The organism is Kitasatospora sp. NPDC057965 (assembly GCF_042887135.1).
Taxonomy (GTDB): Bacteria; Actinomycetota; Actinomycetes; order Streptomycetales; family Streptomycetaceae; genus Kitasatospora.
Genome location: NZ_JBHVPZ010000028.1, coordinates 90,764 through 110,305 on the forward strand (window position 1 = coordinate 90,764; position 19,542 = coordinate 110,305).

General features: G+C 71.3%; 15 protein-coding genes. 12 read left to right on the top strand and 3 right to left on the bottom strand.

What is annotated here, in order from left to right; all coding sequences use genetic code 11:
• Positions 1 to 66: 66 nt before the first annotated feature.
• On the bottom strand, positions 67 to 1,461 hold the full coding sequence (locus ACFVVU_RS30190) for an aspartate aminotransferase family protein (protein WP_355369595.1): 1,395 nt from the start codon (positions 1,459 to 1,461) through the stop codon (positions 67 to 69).
• Positions 1,458 to 1,931 (bottom strand): Lrp/AsnC family transcriptional regulator, encoded by a 474-nt coding sequence (locus ACFVVU_RS30195; RefSeq protein WP_030243538.1) that lies wholly within the window; start codon positions 1,929 to 1,931, stop codon positions 1,458 to 1,460. The genes ACFVVU_RS30190 and ACFVVU_RS30195 overlap by 4 nt, the downstream gene beginning before the upstream one ends.
• A gap of 253 nt (positions 1,932 to 2,184) precedes the next feature.
• Here ACFVVU_RS30195 and ACFVVU_RS30200 point away from each other — a divergent pair, with 253 nt between their 5' ends.
• The 3 genes from ACFVVU_RS30200 (at position 2,185) to ACFVVU_RS30210 (ending at position 6,491) form a co-directional block, all read left to right on the top strand.
• Positions 2,185 to 3,678 (top strand): gamma-aminobutyraldehyde dehydrogenase, encoded by a 1,494-nt coding sequence (locus tag ACFVVU_RS30200; protein ID WP_380682736.1) that lies wholly within the window; start codon positions 2,185 to 2,187, stop codon positions 3,676 to 3,678.
• Positions 3,679 to 3,858: 180 nt separating this feature from the next.
• A complete protein-coding gene (locus ACFVVU_RS30205) occupies positions 3,859 to 5,217 on the top strand; it encodes an aspartate aminotransferase family protein (protein ID WP_380682735.1) in 1,359 nt (452 codons plus the stop codon).
• Positions 5,218 to 5,288: 71 nt separating this feature from the next.
• Entirely contained in the window at positions 5,289 to 6,491 is a 1,203-nt protein-coding gene (locus ACFVVU_RS30210; protein ID WP_387793416.1) for a spermidine/putrescine ABC transporter substrate-binding protein, read from the top strand.
• A gap of 21 nt (positions 6,492 to 6,512) precedes the next feature.
• On the opposite strand, the gene ACFVVU_RS30215 is transcribed toward ACFVVU_RS30210, so the two are convergent.
• A complete protein-coding gene (locus ACFVVU_RS30215) occupies positions 6,513 to 8,162 on the bottom strand; it encodes a PucR family transcriptional regulator (protein ID WP_387793418.1) in 1,650 nt (549 codons plus the stop codon).
• A gap of 354 nt (positions 8,163 to 8,516) precedes the next feature.
• On the opposite strand from ACFVVU_RS30215, the gene ACFVVU_RS30220 reads away from it, so the two are divergent.
• From ACFVVU_RS30220 to ACFVVU_RS30260, 9 genes are all read left to right on the top strand, one after another.
• Positions 8,517 to 10,028 carry a gamma-aminobutyraldehyde dehydrogenase gene (locus ACFVVU_RS30220; RefSeq protein WP_387793420.1) on the top strand — a complete coding sequence of 504 codons (1,512 nt, stop codon included), beginning with the start codon at positions 8,517 to 8,519 and terminating at the stop codon, positions 10,026 to 10,028.
• A 51-nt stretch (positions 10,029 to 10,079) separates the two neighbouring features.
• Positions 10,080 to 11,336, top strand: a complete 1,257-nt coding sequence (locus ACFVVU_RS30225) for a PotD/PotF family extracellular solute-binding protein (protein ID WP_380682731.1) — start codon at positions 10,080 to 10,082, stop codon at positions 11,334 to 11,336.
• 39 nt (positions 11,337 to 11,375) lie between these two features.
• Complete coding sequence (locus ACFVVU_RS30230) at positions 11,376 to 12,518, top strand: ABC transporter ATP-binding protein (protein WP_380682730.1); 1,143 nt, start codon at positions 11,376 to 11,378, stop codon at positions 12,516 to 12,518.
• On the top strand, positions 12,515 to 13,444 hold the full coding sequence (locus ACFVVU_RS30235) for an ABC transporter permease (protein WP_387793423.1): 930 nt from the start codon (positions 12,515 to 12,517) through the stop codon (positions 13,442 to 13,444). Before ACFVVU_RS30230 ends, ACFVVU_RS30235 begins: the two co-directional genes overlap by 4 nt.
• Positions 13,444 to 14,247 carry an ABC transporter permease gene (locus ACFVVU_RS30240; RefSeq protein WP_380682728.1) on the top strand — a complete coding sequence of 268 codons (804 nt, stop codon included), beginning with the start codon at positions 13,444 to 13,446 and terminating at the stop codon, positions 14,245 to 14,247. Before ACFVVU_RS30235 ends, ACFVVU_RS30240 begins: the two co-directional genes overlap by 1 nt.
• 80 nt (positions 14,248 to 14,327) lie before the next feature.
• A complete protein-coding gene (locus ACFVVU_RS30245; RefSeq protein ID WP_380682727.1) occupies positions 14,328 to 15,722 on the top strand; it encodes an NAD(P)/FAD-dependent oxidoreductase in 1,395 nt (464 codons plus the stop codon).
• A gap of 152 nt (positions 15,723 to 15,874) precedes the next feature.
• Positions 15,875 to 16,306, top strand: a complete 432-nt coding sequence (locus tag ACFVVU_RS30250; RefSeq protein WP_387793424.1) for a hypothetical protein — start codon at positions 15,875 to 15,877, stop codon at positions 16,304 to 16,306.
• Between the two features lie 43 nt (positions 16,307 to 16,349).
• A complete protein-coding gene (locus ACFVVU_RS30255; protein ID WP_380682725.1) occupies positions 16,350 to 17,129 on the top strand; it encodes a hypothetical protein in 780 nt (259 codons plus the stop codon).
• Positions 17,130 to 17,376: 247 nt separating this feature from the next.
• The gene (locus tag ACFVVU_RS30260; RefSeq protein ID WP_380682723.1) at positions 17,377 to 18,900 is read left to right on the top strand and encodes a CoA-acylating methylmalonate-semialdehyde dehydrogenase; all 1,524 of its coding nucleotides are present in this window, start codon (positions 17,377 to 17,379) and stop codon (positions 18,898 to 18,900) included.
• Positions 18,901 to 19,542: the final 642 nt, after the last annotated feature.

The window sequence follows — 19,542 nt, forward strand, 5'->3', positions numbered from 1 at the left end:
GCCGCAGGGCGGCCCCGCCGAAGCGGGACCGCCCTGTGACTGAGGGTGGGGAAGAAAGCCGAAGGGTCAGAGCTTCGCCCACGCGTCGGTCAGGCTGGTCCGCAGGATCTGCTCGATCTCGTCGAAGGTCGACTGGTTCGAGATCAGCGGCGGGGCCAGCTGGATGACCGGGTCGCCACGGTCGTCGGCGCGGCAGTACAGGCCGTTGTCGAAGAGGGCCTTCGACAGGAAGCCGTAGAGGACGCGCTCGACCTCTTCGTCGTTGAACGACTCCTTGGTGACCTTGTCCTTCACGAGCTCGATGCCGTAGAAGTACCCGTTGCCGCGGACGTCGCCGACGATCGGCAGGTCGCGCAGCTTGCCCAGGGTGTTCAGGAACGCCGACTCGTTGTCGAGCACGTGCTGGTTCAGGCCCTCGCGCTCGAAGATGTCGAGGTTGGCCAGCGCCACCGCGGAGGACACCGGGTGGCCACCGAAGGTGTAGCCGTGCAGGAAGGTGTTGTCGCCCTTGTAGAACGGCTCGGCCAGGCGGTCCGAGATGATCGTGGCACCGATCGGGGAGTAGCCCGAGGTCATGCCCTTGGCGCAGGTGATCATGTCGGGCTGGTAGCCGAACTTGTCGGCGCCGAACATGGTGCCCAGGCGGCCGAAGGCGCAGATGACCTCGTCCGAGACCAGCAGCACGTCGTGGCGGTCGCAGATCTCGCGCAGGCGCTGGAAGTACCCGGGCGGCGGCGGGAAGCAGCCACCCGCGTTCTGCACCGGCTCGACGAAGACGGCGGCGACGGTCTCGGCGCCCTCGTTGAGGATGGCCACCTCGATCTCGTCGGCGCACCAGCGGCCGTAGGCCTCGGGGTCGACCGTGCCGTCGGGGCCCTCGAGGAAGGCCGGGGCGCGGTAGATGTTGGTGTTCGGCGCCTTGTGGGTGCCCGGCACCAGCGGCTCGAACGGGGCCTTCAGGCCCGGCAGGCCGGTGATCGACAGGGCGCCCTGCGGGGTGCCGTGGTAGGCGACCGCGCGCGAGATGACCTTGTACTTGGTCGGCTTGCCGGTCAGCTTGAAGTACTGCTTGGCGAGCTTCCAGGCGGTCTCGACGGCCTCGCCGCCACCGGTGGAGAAGAAGACCTTGTTCAGGTCGCCCGGGGCGTAGTTGGCCAGGCGCTCGGCCAGCTCGACGGCCTTCGGGTGGGCGTAGCTCCACACCGGGAAGAAGGCGAGCTCCTTGGCCTGCTTGGCGGCGGCCTCGGCGAGCTCCTCACGGCCGTGGCCGGCCTGGACGACGAACAGGCCGGCGAGGCCGTCGAGGTACTTGCGTCCCTTGTCGTCCCAGACGTAGGTGCCCTCGCCCTTGACGATGGTCGGCACGGGAGAGTTCTCGTACGACGACATGCGGGTGAAGTGCATCCACAGGTGGTCGTAGGCGGTCTTGGAAAGGTCCTTCTGCGCCGGGTCGGCTGTCATCGGGTGCCCCAGGTGTAGGTCTGTTTCCGGAGCTTCAGGTAAACGAAGCTCTCGGTGCTCCGCACGCCGGGAAGCGCGCGGATGCGCTTGTTGATCAGTTCGAGCAGGTGCTCGTCGTCCTCGCAGACCAGTTCGGCCAGGAGGTCGAACGAGCCCGCGGTGCAGACGACGTAGTCGACCTCGTCGAGGGCGGCCAGCGCGTCGGCGACGGGTTCGATGTCGCCCTCGACCCGGATTCCGACCATCGCCTGGCGGGTGAAGCCGACGGTGAGCGGGTCCGTGACGGCGACGATCTGCATCACGCCCTGGTCGAGCAGCTTCTGGACGCGCTGCCGCACGGCTGCCTCGGACAGGCCGACGGCCTTGCCGATGGCGGCGTACGGGCGGCGCCCGTCCTCCTGGAGCTGCTCGATGATCGCCTTGGAGGCGGCGTCGAGGGGAACGCTGGCGTTCCGGTCGCGGTTGGCCACGCCGCCACTGTGCCCGATCGTTCCCGTGTTCGCAAGCGAGGAAACTGCTGATTTCGTCGCGATCTTGGAAAACGTATGCGGATTTCATCGTCCGCGCGCCGTCGGCCTGTCGATACCGGCAGTCGTCGGGCTACCCTGGCTACGGTACGCGCGCGGCCCCGCAGCGCCGTGCGCATTCCGCCAAACCAGTGGACCGCGGCACTTGCGGCGCGGCCACTCGGCGCCCTTCGTCGGCCGGTCCGGCCGACGTACCATGGCGCCGGATTCTGCAACGCCGCAGGCCGAGACCGAGGAGAGACCCGTGAGCGACCTTCGCACGCTGCGCAACTACATCAACGGTGAGTTCGTCGATGCGGCCGACGGCCGCACGCTCGACATCGTCGACCCCACCACCGGTGAGGTCTACGCGACGTCCCCGCTGTCCGGTGCCTCCGACGTGGACGCCGCCATGGAGTCCGCCGCGGCCGCGTTCCCGGTCTGGCGGGACACCACCCCGAGCACCCGGCAGAAGGTGCTGCTCAAGATCGCCGACCGGGTCGAGGCCCGGGCCGACGAGCTGGTGGACGCCGAGTGTCGCAACACCGGCAAGCCGCGGGCGCTGACCCTCTCCGAGGAGATCGGCCCGATGGTCGACCAGATCCGGTTCTTCGCCGGTGCCGCCCGCCTGCTGGAGGGCAAGGCCGCCGGTGAGTACATGGACGGCATGACCTCGATCGTCCGCCGCGAGCCGGTCGGCGTCTGCGCCCAGGTCGCGCCGTGGAACTACCCGATGATGATGGCGGTCTGGAAGTTCGCCCCGGCCATCGCCGCCGGCAACACCGTGGTGCTGAAGCCCTCCGACACCACCCCGGCCTCCACCGTGCTGCTGGCCGAGATCATCGGCGGCGTGCTCAAGGAGCTGGAGCTGCCGGCCGGCGTCTTCAACGTGATCTGCGGCGACCGCGAGACCGGCCGCCTGATGGTCGAGCACCGGACCCCGGCGATGGCCTCCATCACCGGCTCGGTGCGCGCCGGCATCCAGGTCGCCGAGTCCGCCTCCAAGGACGTCAAGCGCGTCCACCTGGAGCTGGGCGGCAAGGCCCCGGTCGTGGTCTTCGAGGACGCCGACATCGCCGAGGCCGTCGAGGGCATCTCGGTGGCGGGCTTCTTCAACGCCGGCCAGGACTGCACCGCCGCCACCCGCGTGCTGGTGCACGAGTCGATCCACGACGCCTTCGTCGAGGCGCTGGCCAAGGCCGCCGCCGAGACCAAGACCGGTGGTGTGGACGACGAGGACGTGCTGTACGGCCCGCTGAACAACGCCAACCAGCTGAAGCAGGTCTCCGGCTTCGTCGAGCGCCTGCCGGAGCACGCCAAGGTCGAGGCCGGTGGCCACCGGGTCGGCGACAAGGGTTACTTCTACGCCCCGACCGTTGTCTCCGGCCTGCGGCAGGACGACGAGATCATCCAGAACGAGGTCTTCGGCCCGGTCATCACCGTGCAGAAGTTCTCCGACGAGGAGCAGGCCGTCGGCTACGCCAACGGTGTCGAGTTCGCGCTGGCCTCCTCGGTGTGGACCAAGGACCACGCCCGTGCCATGCGGATGTCGCGCCGCCTGGACTTCGGCTGCGTCTGGATCAACACCCACATCCCGCTGGTCGCCGAGATGCCGCACGGTGGCTTCAAGAAGTCCGGTTACGGCAAGGACCTCTCCTCCTACGGCTTCGAGGACTACACCCGCGTGAAGCACGTCATGACCGCGATCTAGCGGGTCGTGACCATCGGCGCTGCATGACAGTGATCTGATGAGACATTGATCGTGTGATCGGACGTTGGGCCCGGGTCCTCGTGACCCGGGCCCTCTGTCTTTGCACCCTGTCGGCGGGCGGCACGACCGACTGACAGGATGGACCTCCACTTCGGTCCGACGAGTCCCTAGCCTTGCCGCATGAGCATCCCCACCGCTGACTCAGCCGCCGGCCAGGCCGTCAAGGCCGCCGACCGCGCGCACGTCTTCCACTCGTGGTCCGCCCAGGCGCTGATCGACCCCCTCGCGGTGGCCGGCGCCGAGGGCTCGTACTTCTGGGACTACGACGGCAACCGCTACCTGGACTTCTCCTCCCAGCTGGTCAACACCAACATCGGGCACCAGCACCCGAAGGTGGTCGCGGCGATCCAGGAGCAGGCGGCGAAGCTCTGCACCATCGCCCCCGGCTTCGCGGTCGAGTCGCGCAGCGAGGCCGCCCGGCTGATCGCCGAGCGCACCCCGGGCGACCTCGACAAGATCTTCTTCACCAACGGCGGTGCCGAGGCCAACGAGAACGCCATCCGGCTGGCCCGGCTGCACACCGGCCGGCAGAAGGTGCTCTCCACCTACCGCTCGTACCACGGCGCCACCGCCAACGCGATCGCCCTGACCGGAGACCCGCGCCGCTGGGCCAACGAGACCGGCGTCTCCGGCATCGTGCACTTCTGGGGCCCGTACCCGTACCGCTCCAACTTCCACGCCGAGAACGAGGCGCAGGAGTGCGAGCGCGCGCTGGCCCACCTGGAGCAGATCCTCGCCTTCGAGGGCCCCGGGACCGTCGCCGCGATCATCCTGGAGACCGTGGTCGGCACCGCGGGCATCCTCGTCCCGCCGCCCGGCTACCTGGCCGGAGTGCGGGAGATCTGCGACCGCCACGGCATCGTCTTCATCCTCGACGAGGTGATGGCCGGCTTCGGCCGCACCGGTGAGTGGTTCGCCGCCGACCACTGGGGCGTCACCCCGGACCTGCTCACCTTCGCCAAGGGCGTCAACTCCGGCTACGTGCCGCTCGGCGGCGTGGCGATCAGCGCCGAGATCGCCGCCACCTTCGCCGAGCGGGCGTTCCCCGGCGGGCTCACCTACTCCGGCCACCCGCTGGCCTGCGCCTCCGCGGTGGCGACCATCAACACGATGGCCGAGGAGGGCATCGTCGAGAACGCCAAGCACATCGGCGAGACCGTGCTCGGCCCCGGCCTGCGCGAGCTGGCCGAGCGCCACCCGTCGGTCGGCGAGGTGCGCGGCCTCGGCGTCTTCTGGGCGCTCGACCTGGTGAAGGACCGGGAGACCCGCGAGCCGCTGGTGCCGTACAACGCGGCCGGCGCCGCCAACGCGCCGATGGCCGAGCTGGCCGCCGCCTGCAAGCAGCGCGGGCTGTGGCCGTTCGTCAACATGAACCGCTTCCACGTCGTCCCGCCGTGCACCGTCACCGAGGAGGAGGCGAAGACCGGCCTCGCCGTCCTCGACGAGGTGCTGTCGCTCACCGACGCGCACACCGTCTGACCCACCGACAGAACGGCCCCGGGCGCCACCCCCGTGCGTCCGGGGCCGTTCCACGCCCCGGAGGCCCCACCATGCCCAGCACCACCCCGACCCGCCGCCCGAGCGGGGCCCGCCGTCCGACCCGCCGCCGGGTGCTCGGCGCCACCGCCGGACTGTTCGGGACCGCGGCCCTGACCGGCTGCGGCATCCCGGCCGCCTACGTGGACGAGGACCGCCGCTCCGCCCCCGACCGCTCGGAGGGCGAGAAGCGGCTGGGCTTCTCCAACTGGACCCAGTACATCGACGTCGACGACGACGGCGGGCGCCCGACCCTGGACGACTTCACCGAGCGGACCGGGATCAAGGTCACCTACACCGAGGACATCAACGACAACGACGAGTTCTTCGGCAAGATGGGGCCGGTGCTCACCCAGGGCACCGACCCCGGTCGCGACCTGATGGTGGTCAGCGACTGGATGGTCGGCCGCTACATCGGGCTCGGCTGGGTGCAGGCCGTCGACCGGGCCAACCTGCCGAACGTCACGGCGCAGCTGGACCCGCAGCTGGCCGACCCGGCGGTCGACCCCGGGCGCCGGCACAGCGTGCCCTGGCAGTCCGGGATCACCGGGATCGCCTACAACCGCAAGGAGCTGGGCCGCGAGCTGAAGTCCGTCTCCGACCTGTGGGCGCCGGACCTGAAGGGCCGGGTCACCCTGTTCGCCGGGCTGGACGAGGCGCTGGGCCTGCTGATGCTCTCGCACGGCGCCGACATCACGGCCTTCACCGAGGACGACGCCGACCGGGCGATGGACCTGGTGCAGCGGATGGTCGACAGCCGGCACGTGCGCCGGTTCACCGGCAACGACTACACCAGCGACCTGGCCTCCGGCGCCGCGCTGGCCTGCCAGGCGTACTCGGGCGACGCCGTCCAGCTCACCGCCGAGAACCCGGACATCGCCTTCGTGGTGCCGGAGGAGGGCGGGGAGCTGTGGGCGGAGAGCCTGCTGATCCCCAACCGGGCCGTGCACAAGCGCAACGCCGAGCTGCTGATCGACCACTACTACCGGCCCGAGGTGGCCGCCGAGCTGGCCGCCGCCGTGCAGTACATCTGCCCGGTGCCGGCCGCCCGCGAGGTGCTGGCGGCCAGCGGGGACCGGGAGAAGGCGGAGCTGGCGGAGCACCCGCTGGTCTTCCCGACCGAGGAGATGCGCGCCCGGCTGCACACCATGCGCGACGTCACCTCGGCCGAGCGGCCCGCCCTGCACAAGGTGTGGACCCGGATCACCGGCGTCTAGGCATCCGCCGGCGCGGCGCGGTCACCGGCGCACGGCGTCCAGCGCGAGCAGGGCGACGTGCAGGGAGAGGCAGGACTCGACCTGGTCGAGGTCGACGCCCAGGATCCGTTCGACCTTGTGCAGCCGGTCGTAGAAGGACGGCCGGGACAGGTGCGCGGCGTCGGCGGCCGCGGACTTGTTCCGGCCCTGCTCCAGGTAGATCCGCAGCATCTGCACCAGCTGGCCGTTGTGCTCGGCGTCGAAGGCGAGCAGCGGGCCCAGCTCCCGCTCCACGTAGGTCTGCAGCCGGGCGTCGTCGCGCAGCAGGTGCAGCAGGCCGCGCAGCCGCACGTCGGGCAGCCGGTAGTACGACGACGCCCGGCCGCCGGGGCCGTCGTGCAGCGCGGCGTCGGCGACCTGGGTGGCCTCCAGGAGGGTGCGCCGGGCGTCGCGGACCGAGCCGACCGAGGAGCCGACCGCGACCACCGGCGCCGGCGCGGCCGGGTCCCGGGCCGCCTCGGCGGCCAGCCGGCGCAGCGCCGCGGCGAAGGCGTCCAGCGCGGCGTGCTCGTCCTGCTGCGGGCCGAGCGCGATCAGCACGCCGACGCCCTCGTCGTCCAGCGCGCCGACCAGCGCGGAGAGCCGGCAGGTGCGGACGGCGCTCGCCGCGAGTTCGGTGAAGTCGCGCAGCCGGGCCTGTGCCTCCAGCGCGGCGGGGATCGGGCCGCGCCGCTGGCGCAGCACCGCGCCGACCAGCCGCCGGCCCTCCAGCGGGACGCCGAGCGCCTGGGCGCGCAGCGCGACCTCGGAGACGGTCAGCGCGTGGGTGAGGATGCCGGAGAGCAGGGTGCGGTGGGTCTGCCGCTCCAGGCTCTCCCGGTCGCGGACCACCAGCCGGTTGAGCGCCAGCGCGGAGGCGCCGCGTTCCAGCAGCATGGTGTACGGATGCGGGCCGCCCTCGGGCGGCGGTCCCGGCTCCTGCACCAGCACCAGCCGCCCCCAGTCCTGGCCGCGGGCGCCGACCGTGGTGACCAGCCAGCCGCTGCGGGGGTCGTGGCCGGTGCGCCCGGCCGGGCGGACTCCGCGTGAGCGGCGCTCCCAGTCCTCCAGAAGCTCGGCCTCGGGCCGCCCGGCGGGGTCGTGGGCGAGCACCTGGTGGGCGAGGTTCTCCAGGACGACCGGCGAGCCCGCGATCCGGGCCACCTGCCGGACCACCTCGGACGGTTCGGCGCCCTCGACGACCAGCTCGTTGAAGACCTGGTGGATCGCCTCCGAGGTGCGCAGCTGCTCCAGCTGGGCGTTGACCACCAGAGCGTGCACCGCCTCGGTGACGGCGACGAAGCGCAGCTCGCGGCGGAGCGCGATCAGCGGCAGTCCGCGCTGCTCGGCGGCGTGCACCAGGGCCCGCGGCAGGGTGTCGAAGTAGCGCCGGCCGTACTCGATGACCAGCCCGGCGGCGCCGATGTCGGCGAGCTCGCGCACGTACCGGGCCAGCCCCTCGCGGTCCTCGGGCAGGGCGATGCCGGTGCTCAGCACCAGCTCGCCGCCCTGCAGCATGCCCGCGACGTCGGGCAGCTCGCTGACGTGCACCCAGCGGACCGGACGTTCCAGGTGGTCGGCGCCGGCCACCACCTGGGGCAGGCCGCGGCGCATCACCTCCAGGTCGAGCACATGGGCGACGGTGGGGAGCAACGCGGCCTCCAGGGTTCAGAGTGTCAGGCAATCATCCATCGCGGCGACGATCTGTTGCCCTGCCTGAAGCCTTGCACCCTGTAAGGCGCTTCGCGCCGAGGTTGTCGCAGTGACCCTTGTCACGCCCCGTCGGCAGCGGGCATGGTCAGCGGGTCGGCAATGGCGAGACCTGGACAGCACCGGTGATCAGCCGGTTTGATGCCCCGCACCGGATCCCCGCACCCCGCGCCCCCGCACCCGGCCCGTTCGGTCGGAGGGCGCCGGTGCGGCCCTCGACCCGTCGACGAGTGCGGCACGGCGGGGCCGGCGCGGCCGTCCGTGCGGCACACGAACCACCGGGACTTGGAGGAAGTTATGGACCTGACCGACTTCGGCGCGGGCGCGCAGTACATCGCCGGCCGGTGGAGCCGGGGGAGCGGCGCTCCCTTCCAGGTCGTCAACCCGGCCGACGGCAGCGTCGTCGAGGAGGTCGCCCTGGCCTCCACCGAGCAGGTCGACGAGGCCGTGGCCGCCGCCCGGGCCGCCCTGCCCGGCTGGGCCGGCGCCACCCCCGGCACCCGCTCCGAGGCCCTGACCAGGCTGGCCGCGATCCTCACCGACGCGGCCGGGGACCTGGCCCGGGTCGAGACCGCCCAGACCGGCAAGCCGATCAAGCTCTCCACCGAGTTCGACGTGCCCGGCACCATCGACAACACCGCCTTCTTCGCCGGGGCCGCGCGCAACCTGGAGGGCAAGGCCGCGGGCGAGTACTCCGGCGACCACACCTCGTACGTGCGGCGCGAGGCGATCGGCGTGGTCGGCTCGATCTCGCCCTGGAACTACCCCCTGCAGATGGCCGCCTGGAAGGTCCTGCCGGCCATCGCGGCGGGCAACACCATCGTCCTCAAGCCGGCCGAGCTGACCCCGCTGACCTCGCTGATGTTCGCCCGGGCCTGCACGCTGGCCGGCATCCCGGACGGCGTGGTCAACGTCGTCACCGGCGCGGGGCGGGGCGCGGGGGAGCACCTGGTCGCGCACCCGGACGTCGCCATGGTCTCCTTCACCGGCTCCACCGCGGTGGGCAAGCGGGTCGCCGAACTCGCCACCGCGACCGTCAAGCGCACCCACCTGGAGCTCGGCGGCAAGGCCCCGTTCGTGGTCTTCGACGACGCGGACCTGGACGCCGCCGTGCACGGCGCGGTCGCCGCCTCGCTGATCAACGGCGGCCAGGACTGCACCGCGGCCACCCGTGCCTACGTCCAGCGGCCGCTCTACGACGCCTTCGTGGCCGGCGTGGCCGAGCTGTACGGCGCGATCCGGCTGGGCGACCCGCTCGACCCGCGGACCGACCTCGGCCCGCTGGTCTCCTACACCCACCGCGACCGGGTGGCCGGCTTCGTCGAGCGCGCCCGCGGCTACGCGACCGTGGTCACCGGCGGAGCCGCCCCCGCGAAGGGCCACGACGGCGGCGACCTCACCCGCGGCGCCTACTACCGCCCCACCCTGATCACCGGCGCCGCCCAGGACAGCGAGGTCGTCCAGGGCGAGATCTTCGGGCCGGTCCTGGTCGTGCTGCCCTTCGACGGCGACGACGAGGGCCTGCGGCTGGCCAACGACACCCCCTACGGCCTGGCCGCCTCGGCCTGGACCGGCAACGTGCACCGCTCGCTGCGCGCCACCCGCGAGATCGCGGCCGGCTGCGTCTGGGTCAACGACCACATCCCGATCATCAGCGAGATGCCGCACGGCGGCTACAAGTCCTCCGGCTACGGCAAGGACATGTCGCAGTACTCGCTGGACGAGTACACCCAGGTCAAGCACGTCATGTTCGACACCACCGCGGTCGCCCGCAAGGACTGGCACCGCACCGTCTTCGGAGACAGATAACCGGACCGGGTGGTCCCCCACACCCCCTTCGCCCCCCAGGAGGCCCGTCCCATGGCGTTCAACGAGCTCACCGACGGACTGTCGGAACCGGTCCGCAAGGCCTGGGAACGCAGTCTGACCAGTGGCCGGGCCGCCCTCAGCAGGCGGACCGTGCTGCGCGCCGCCGCCCTCACCGCCGGCGCGGGCTCCCTGGCCGCCTGCGGCATCCCGCCGGCCAGGACCGTCAACGGGACCGGCGACTCCACCGCGAACGCCGCCAAGGACCTCTCGGAGAGCGAGCGGGAGGTGAACTTCTCCAACTGGCCGCTCTACATCGACGCCGACGAGAACGACAAGGAGAAGCACGGCACCCTGGAGGCCTTCACGGCCGCCACCGGGATCAAGGTCAAGTACACCGAGGACGTCAACGACAACGTCGAGTTCTTCGGCAAGGTCAAGCCGCAGCTCGCGGCCGGCCAGGACACCGGCCGTGACCTGATGGTGCTCACCGACTGGATGGCCGCCCGGATGATCCGCCTCGGCTGGGCGCAGAAGCTCAACCCGGCCAACGTCACCACCGCGATCACCACCGTCGACTCCCGCTTCCGCGCCCCGGACTGGGACCCGGGCCGGCTCTACAGCTACCCGTGGGCCGGCATCCAGGTGGTCGTCGCCTACAACAAGCGGGCCACCAAGGGGAAGGAGGTCACCAGCGTCGCCCAGCTGCTGGAGGACCCCGACCTCAAGGGCCGGGTGACCTTCCTCTCCGAGATGCGCGACAGCATCGGCATCACCCTGCTGGACATGGGCAAGGACCCGGCGAAGTTCACCGCCGACGACTACGGGGCCGCCGTCGCCCGGCTGCAGAAGGCCGTCGACAACAAGCAGATCCGTCGCTTCACCGGCAACGACTACGGCCAGGAGCTCTCCTCCGGCGACATCGCGGCCTGCGTCGCCTGGGGCGGCGACCTGATCCAGCTGCGGGCCGACAACCCCGACATCGAGTTCGCCATCCCCGAGAAGGGCTTCGTGAGCAGCACCGACAACCTGTTGGTCCCGGCCAAGGCCCAGCACAAGACGAACGCCGAGAAGCTGATCGACTTCTACTACCAGCCGAAGATCGCGGCCCAGCTGACCGCGGGCATCGGCTTCGTCTCCGCCGTCGCCGGCATGAAGGAGGAGCTGGCCGCCATCGCCCCGGACAGCGCGGCCAATCCGCTGGTCGTCCCCACCCCCGAGATGGCGGCCAAGGCGCACGTCTTCCGGACCCTCACCGAGACCGAGGAGAGCGACTTCGAGGAGAAGTTCTCCAAGCTCATCGGCGCCTGACCCCCACTGACGGCAGAGAAAACCAGAGAGACACCACCCATGACAGAGCAGCAGAGCTCCGCGGCCGCCGGCGGCGACGTCCGCCTCACCGGCATCGGCAAGACCTACGGCTCCTTCACCGCCGTCCACCCGCTGGACCTGACCGTCCCGCAGGGCTCCTTCTTCGCCCTGCTCGGCGCCTCCGGCTGCGGCAAGACCACCACCCTGCGGATGATCGCCGGCCTGGAGGAGCCCACCAGCGGCACCGTCCTGATCGGCGGCCAGGACGTGACCGCGCTCCCCCCGTACAAGCGGCCGGTGAACACCGTCTTCCAGAGCTACGCGCTCTTCCCGCACCTCGACATCTTCGAGAACGTCGCCTTCGGCCTGCGCCGCCGCGGCAAGAAGGACGTCAAGAAGCAGGTCGACGAGATGCTCGAACTGGTCGAGCTCGGCCAGTACGCCCGGCGCAAGCCGCACCAGCTCTCCGGCGGCCAGCAGCAGCGCGTCGCCGTCGCCCGCGCGCTCATCAACCACCCCCAGGTGCTGCTCCTCGACGAGCCGCTCGGCGCCCTCGACCTCAAGCTCCGCCGCCAGATGCAGCTGGAGCTCAAGCGGATCCAGACCGAGGTCGGCATCACCTTCGTGCACGTCACCCACGACCAGGAGGAGGCCATGACCATGGCCGACACCATCGCGGTGATGAACGGCGGCCGGGTCGAGCAGCTGGGCGCCCCCGCCGAGCTCTACGAGAACCCCGCCACCACCTTCGTGGCCAATTTCCTCGGCCAGTCCAACCTGCTGGCCGCCGAGGTCACCGGCGGCGCCGGCGAGGACCTGCTGCTCACCGCCGCCGGCGCCCGGCTCACCGTCCCCAGGGCCCGCTGCGCCACCGGCGCCACCCGGGTCCACCTCGGCGTGCGGCCGGAGAAGATCACCATCGAGCACGGCTCCGCCGAGGTCGCCGACGGCCGCAACCGGCTCGCCGGCACCGTCGTCGACTCCAGCTTCATCGGCGTCTCCACCCAGTACCTGGTGCGCACCGACGGCGGCCAGGAGGTCACCGTCTTCGAGCAGAACATGGAGCGCGACGCCCGGATCGTGCCCGGCGCCCCCGTCGTGCTGCACTGGAACCCGGCCCACTCCTTCGCCCTGGACGCCGCCCAGGCGATCGACGCGGGCACCGGGGAGGCCGCCGCATGACCGCCACCACCCCGGCCGCGCCACCCCGGGTCGTCCCCCTCCCCGCGGCGGAGCCCAAGCCCCGGCGCCGGCTCACCCCGTACTGGCTGCTGCTGCCCGGCATAGCCTGGCTGGTCGTCTTCTTCGCGGTGCCGATGGTCTACCAGGGCTCGACCTCGCTGCAGACCGGCTCGCTGGAGGACGGCTTCCGCGTCACCTGGCACCTCGCCACCTACTGGGACGCCCTGGTCGAGTACAAGTGGCACTTCGTGCGCTCGTTCGGCTACGCCGCCACCGCCACCGTGCTCTGCCTCGCCATCGGCTACCCGCTCGCCTACACCATCGCCTTCAAGGTGAGCAGGCGCTGGCGCAACGTCATGCTGATCCTGGTCATCGCGCCGTTCTTCACCAGCTTCCTGATCCGCACCCTCGCCTGGAAGACCATCCTCTCGGACGGCGGCCCGGTGGTCGGCGCGCTCGACGCCCTGCACGTCCTCGACGTCACCTCCGCCCTCGGCCTCACCGAGGGGGACCGGGTGCTCGCCACCCCGCTCGCCGTGGTCTGCGGCCTCACCTACAACTTCCTGCCGTTCATGATCCTGCCGCTGTACACCTCGCTGGAGCGGATCGACCCGCGCCTGCACGAGGCCGCCGGCGACCTCTACGCCCGTCCGTTCACCACCTTCCGCAAGGTGACCTTCCCGATCTCGCTGCCCGGGGTGGTCGCCGGCACCCTGCTCACCTTCATCCCCGCCTCCGGCGACTACATCAACGCCCAGCTGCTGGGCTCGCCGAGTGAGCAGATGGTCGGCAACGGCATCCAGAAGCAGTTCCTGAACGTGCTCGACTACCCCACCGCGGCGGCGCTGAGCTTCATCCTGATGGCCCTGATCCTGGGCATCGTGACGGTCTACATGCGCAAGGCCGGGACGGAGGAACTGGTCTGATGTCCCGAGTGATCGCCTGGATCCGCCGCAACCTGGTGGTGCTGGCCGGCCTGCTGGCCCTCGCCTACCTGGTGCTGCCCAACCTCGTCGTGCTGGCCTTCTCGTTCAACAAGCCGGTCGGCAAGTTCAACTACGAGTGGAACGAGTTCTCCACCGACGCCTGGACCGACCCCTGCGGCGTGGCCGACATGTGCCAGTCGCTCTCGCTCAGCCTGCGGATCGCGGTCGCCGCCACCATCGGCGCCACCGTGCTCGGCACCATGGTCGCCTTCGCCCTGGCCCGCTACCGCTTCCGCGGCAAGGCTGCCACCAGCGCGATGATCTTCCTGCCGATGGCCATGCCCGAGGTCGTGATGGCCGCCTCGCTGGGCACCCTCTTCCTCAACATGCGCATCCCGTTCGGCTTCACCACCATCCTCATCGCGCACATCATGTTCTGCCTCAGCTTCGTGGTGACGGCGGTCAAGGCCCGCGTGATGAGCATGGACCCGAGGCTCGAACAGGCCGCCCAGGACCTCTACGCCACCCCCGTGCAGACCTTCCTGCGGGTCACCCTGCCGCTCGCCGCCCCCGGCATCGCGGCCGGCGCGCTGCTCAGCTTCGCGCTCTCCTTCGACGACTTCATCATCACCCAGTTCAACTCGGGTCCGACCACGGTCACCTTCCCGATGTTCGTCTGGGGCGCCTCGCAGCGCGGCATCCCGGTCCAGGTGAACGTCATCGGCACCGCGATGTTCATCGCCGCCGTCGCGCTCACCATCGGCGGCCAGTGGCTCGGGAACCGCCGCAAGGCCACCGCCTGACCCACCCGGCCGCCCGCCCGGCGTACCGTCGGGAGGCGGCCGACCACCATCACCAATGTGTAGAAAGTGGCTGATAATGCATGGATTCCGCCCGCGCACTCAGTGACGCCAGGCCCACCCCCTTCTGGCTGGAGGACCCGGGCCGGCCGGCGGCACTGCCCGCCCTGGTCGGCGACACCACCTGCGACCTGCTGGTCGTCGGCGGCGGCTACTCCGGCCTCTGGACCGCGCTCATCGCCAAGGAGCGCGACCCCTCACTGGACGTCGTCCTGGTCGAGGGCAAGGAGGCGGGGTGGGCCGCGTCGGGGCGCAACGGCGGATTCTGCGCGGCCAGCCTGACCCACGGCTTCGGCAACGGCCTGCAGCGCTGGCCCTCCGAACTCGGACAGCTGGAACGCCTCGGCGCCGCCAACCTGGACGGCATCGGGGCCACCCTGGAGCGCTACGGCATCGACGCCGAGTGGGAGCGCACCGGCGAGATCGACATCGCCACCCAGCCGCACCAGCTCGACGAACTGCACGAGGTGGCCGAGGCCGTCGCCCGCTACGGCCTCGACATCACCGTGCTCGACCGCGACGAACTGCGCGCCCAGGTCGACTCGCCGACCTTCCTCGGCGGGATCTGGGACAAGGACGGCGTGGCCATGGTCCACCCCGCCAAGCTCGCCTGGGGCCTCAAGCAGGCCTGCCTGGCCCAGGGCGTGCGGATCTTCGAGCACACCCCGGCCACCGCCCTGAGCGAGCACGGCGCCGGCATGGCCGTGCGCACCCCCTACGGCCGGGTCCTGGCCGGCAAGGTGGCGCTCGGCACCAACGCCTTCCCGTCCCTGCTCAAGCGCGTCCGGCCGTACATCGTCCCGGTGTACGACTACGCGCTGATGACCGAGCCGCTCACCACCGAGCAGCTCGCGGCCATCGGCTGGCAGGGCCGCCAGGGACTCAGCGACAGCGCCAACAAGTTCCACTACTTCCGGCTCTCCGCCGACAACCGGATCCTCTGGGGCGGCTACGACGCCGTCTACCACTTCGGCGGACACCTCCGGCACGAGTACGACCAGCGGCCGGAGACCTTCCGCACCCTGGCGCGGAACTTCTTCCACTGCTTCCCGCAGCTGGAGGGCCTGCGCTTCACCAACGCCTGGGGCGGCGCGATCGACACCTGCAGCAGGTTCTCCGCCTTCTTCGACACCGCCCACCGCGGCAAGGTCGCCTACGCCGCCGGCTTCACCGGCCTCGGCGTCGGCGCCACCCGGTTCGGCGCCGAGGTCATGCTCGACCTGCTCGCGGGGGAGCGCACCGAGCGCACCGAACTGGAGATGGTCCGCCGCAAGCCGCTGCCGTTCCCGCCCGAGCCGGTCCGCTGGGCCGGCATCGGGATCACCACCCGCTCGCTGGAGCACTCCGACCGGACCGGCGGGCGGCGCAACCTCTGGCTGCGCACCCTGGACCGGATGGGGCTCGGCTTCGACAGCTGATTCCCGCCGCTTCCCCGGCCGCTGCCCCGAACGGGTCGACGGCGGCGCGAAGCGTGTAAGAGAGACCCGCCGTCCCCCTCTTGTTGGTGACGGCGGGTCTCCACGCGTTCCGCCGCCACCGAACGCACCGACGCGCAGAGCGGGGACAGCACATGGAGATCACCGGACTGGACTGGCTGGCCCAGGCCGCACCCGACCCGGCGGCCTTCCGGGAGCAGTGGGAGCGCACCGGCCTCGGGCTGGTGCTGCTCCCGGCCGGGCGGCGCTGGGACGTCCTCTCCGTCCCCGCCCGACTCGGCCGGCCGGCCGTCGACCTCCTCGGCGCCGGCGCCTGCGGGCCGGTCCTCGCCGACTTCGGCGACGAGCACATCGGCTTCCTGGTGCCCGCCGGCACCGCCGCCCGCTGGATCGGCACCGGCGTGCGCTGTGCGGGGGAGGGCACCTGGGTCGTCGTGCCCCACCCCGACCGCCGCGGCGGGGGCGTGCGCTGGCTCGTCCCGCCCGACGGCACCGGACGGCTCAGCGACCCGGTCCTCCTGGAGCTCGCCCTGCACGAGGCCGCCGCCGCACTCGGCGACCGGTGACCGTCCGGCCGCGCCTCCGCGCGCGGCGCGCCAGACTGGAGGGGTGACCACCGCCCCGGACGCCGTCGGCGCGTCCCTCCACCCGGGCCCGGCCCAGCTGCGCCTCGCCGAGCTGGCCCGGCCGGTGTGCGACCGGCACGGGCTCGCCCTGGCCGGCGGCCACGCGCTGCGCGCTTACGGCGTCCGGGCCTGCGACCAGGACGGACTCACCCTGGTGGCCGCCGGTGCCACCGACCTGCCGCAGGCCGCCGCCGAGCTGGCCGCCGCCTACCGCGCGGCGGGCGGCGGGGTCGTGGAGCGCCCCGGCACGCCCCGGCTGGAACAGCTCTCGGTGCGGCTCGTCCTGGGCGGACGGGCGCACACCGTCGAGCTGCGCAAGGAGCCGCTGGGCCACCTCCCGGTCCGGACCGACCTCGGCGGACCGTCCGACACCCCGCCGACGGTGGCCGTCGTCGCCCTGGCCGTCGTCGCCCTGGAGGACGCCGCCGCCCTCTCCACCGCGCTGCTCGTCGACCGCGCCCTGCCCCGCGACCTGATCGACGTGCACGCGCTCACCGCCTGCTACCGCGAGGGCGAACTGCTCGCCCTGGCCACCGGGCTGGACGCCGAGTTCCAGCCCACCGCGCTCGCCGAGCGGCTGGAGACGCTGGCCGAGGCCGCCGACGGCCGGTTCCGGGCGCGCGGTCTGCCCGCCGGCGAGGTCGACGACCTGAAGCGGTGGGCACTGGCCTGGGCCCAGGACCTCCGGCTGGACCTGCTGGAGACGCAGGAGGCGGCGGACGGCCTGCACGATCCCTACCTGGAGGACCAGGAGGAGGCCTGAGCGTCCGCTCGGCCACCAGGACGTCCGTCACCCGGACGCCTGCCCGCCGAAGGACGGACCCGTCCGACGACCTGTAAGGCTGAATCCCCGATCCCCGTCAGCCTGTTCGTTGAGACCGCCCGCAGCGGCCAGCAGACTGGACCGTGAGCGCGGTAGCCCCGTGACCCCGCCGCCCGTTCCCGGACGGGTGGTGTCACACCAGGGACCGGTGGCGTCAGGCCGCCCCGACTTCGGAGGCAGACGGACCTTGAGCAAGCACATCACCCACTGGATCGGCGGCCGGCCGGTCGCCACCGCCGGTGCCGCGCCCCGCCGCGGTGACATCTTCGACCCGGCCACCGGCCGGGTCACGGGCCAGGTCGACTTCGCGGAGGTCGTCGAGGTCGACCAGGCGGTCGCCGCCGCCGCCTCGGCCTTCACCGAGTGGCGCACCGCCTCGGTCGCCAAGCGCGCCACGGTGCTCTTCTCGTTCCGCGAGCTGCTCAACGCCCGCAAGGACGAGCTGGCCTCGATCATCGTCGCCGAGCACGGCAAGGTGCACTCGGACGCGCTCGGGGAGATCGCCCGCGGCCTGGAGGTCGTCGAGTACGCCTGCGGCATCCCGCAGCTGCTCAAGGGCGGCTACACCGAGCAGGCCTCGACCGGCGTCGACGTCTACTCGATCCGCCAGCCGCTCGGCCCGGTCGCGATCATCTCGCCGTTCAACTTCCCGGCCATGGTGCCGATGTGGTTCTTCCCGATCGCCATCGCGGCCGGCAACACCGTGGTCGTCAAGCCCTCCGAGAAGGACCCGTCCGCCGCCAACTTCCTCGCCGAGCTGTGGAAGGAGGCCGGCCTGCCCGACGGCGTCTTCAACGTCGTGCACGGTGACAAGGTCGCGGTCGACCGCCTGCTGGAGCACCCCGACATCAAGTCGGTCAGCTTTGTCGGCTCCACCCCGATCGCCCGCTACGTCTACGAGACCGGCACCCGCTATGGCAAGCGCGTGCAGGCCCTCGGCGGTGCCAAGAACCACATGCTGGTCCTGCCCGACGCCGACCTCGACCTCAGTGCCGACGCCGCCGTCAACGCGGGCTTCGGCGCGGCCGGCGAGCGCTGCATGGCCGTCTCGGTCCTGGTCGCCGTCGACCCGATCGGCGACGAGCTGGTGGAGAAGATCAAGCAGCGGATGGCCACCCTCACCGTCGGCCCCGGCTGCAACGGCGAGTCGGAGATGGGCCCGCTGGTCACCGGTCAGCACCGGGACAAGGTCACCTCCTACGTGGAGTCCGGCCTCGCCGACGGCGCCGAGCTGGCCGTCGACGGCCGCAAGCACCCGGTCACCGCCGAGGACCGCGACGGTACGCCGACCGCTGACGGCTTCTGGCTCGGCCCCACGCTGTTCGACCACGTGAAGCCCGGCATGTCCGTCTACACCGACGAGATCTTCGGCCCGGTCCTCTCCGTGGTGCGGGTCGCCTCCTACGAGGAGGGCCTCGCCCTCATCAACGCCAACCCGTACGGCAACGGCACCGCCATCTTCACCAACGACGGCGGTGCGGCCCGGCGCTTCCAGTACGAGGTGGAGGTCGGCATGGTCGGCATCAACGTGCCGATCCCGGTCCCGGTCGCCTACTACTCCTTCGGCGGCTGGAAGGCCTCGCTGTTCGGCGACACCCACGCGTACGGCCAGGACGGCGTGCAGTTCTTCACCCGCGGCAAGGCGGTCACCCAGCGCTGGCTGGACCCGTCGCACGGCGGGATCAACCTCGGCTTCCCGACCAACAGCTGAGTCGGGGCGACGCAGGCCGGTCCGCGGGTGCGCGGGCCGGCCTGCGGCATGCCCGGAAGTTTCCCTGACGTTTGCCTTCGGCCGAGAACCGGCGTAGTGTTCCCTAGTCGCTCGGCAGGGAGCACCGGACACGCATCGGCGCGGACGGTCCCGGAGCGGCCAATCCTCTGGAAATGTCCAAGCCTCCCCGGCACGGGGTTTATTCGGCGTGTGCATTTTCGGGAATTGCGGCCGGATTCGCTTTTCGGAGCGGTGATCGGCTAGAGTTTGAAACGTCGGACGGGGCGTCAAGCCGCAGAAGACACCAGCGAGTTGGATGAAGGAAGCGCCGGGAACGGCACGGAAAACATCTGGTAAGCTGGAAACACGAAAGAACGAAGCGCCCGGAGGGCCGGTGTGAAAGCCGCCTGAAGGAAGCGTCCGTTCCTTGAGAACTCAACAGCGTGCCAAAAGTCAACGCCAGATATGTTGACATCCCCGGCCTCAGATTCTCTGGGGTTGGAGATTCCTTTTGAAATAACACTAGCGAGGACGCAGTGCGCGGGACCGCCCTATTCCGGTGGTTGCCGTGCCGCTCACCGCGGGTGTGAACCGGATTACCGGTAATCATTCACGGAGAGTTTGATCCTGGCTCAGGACGAA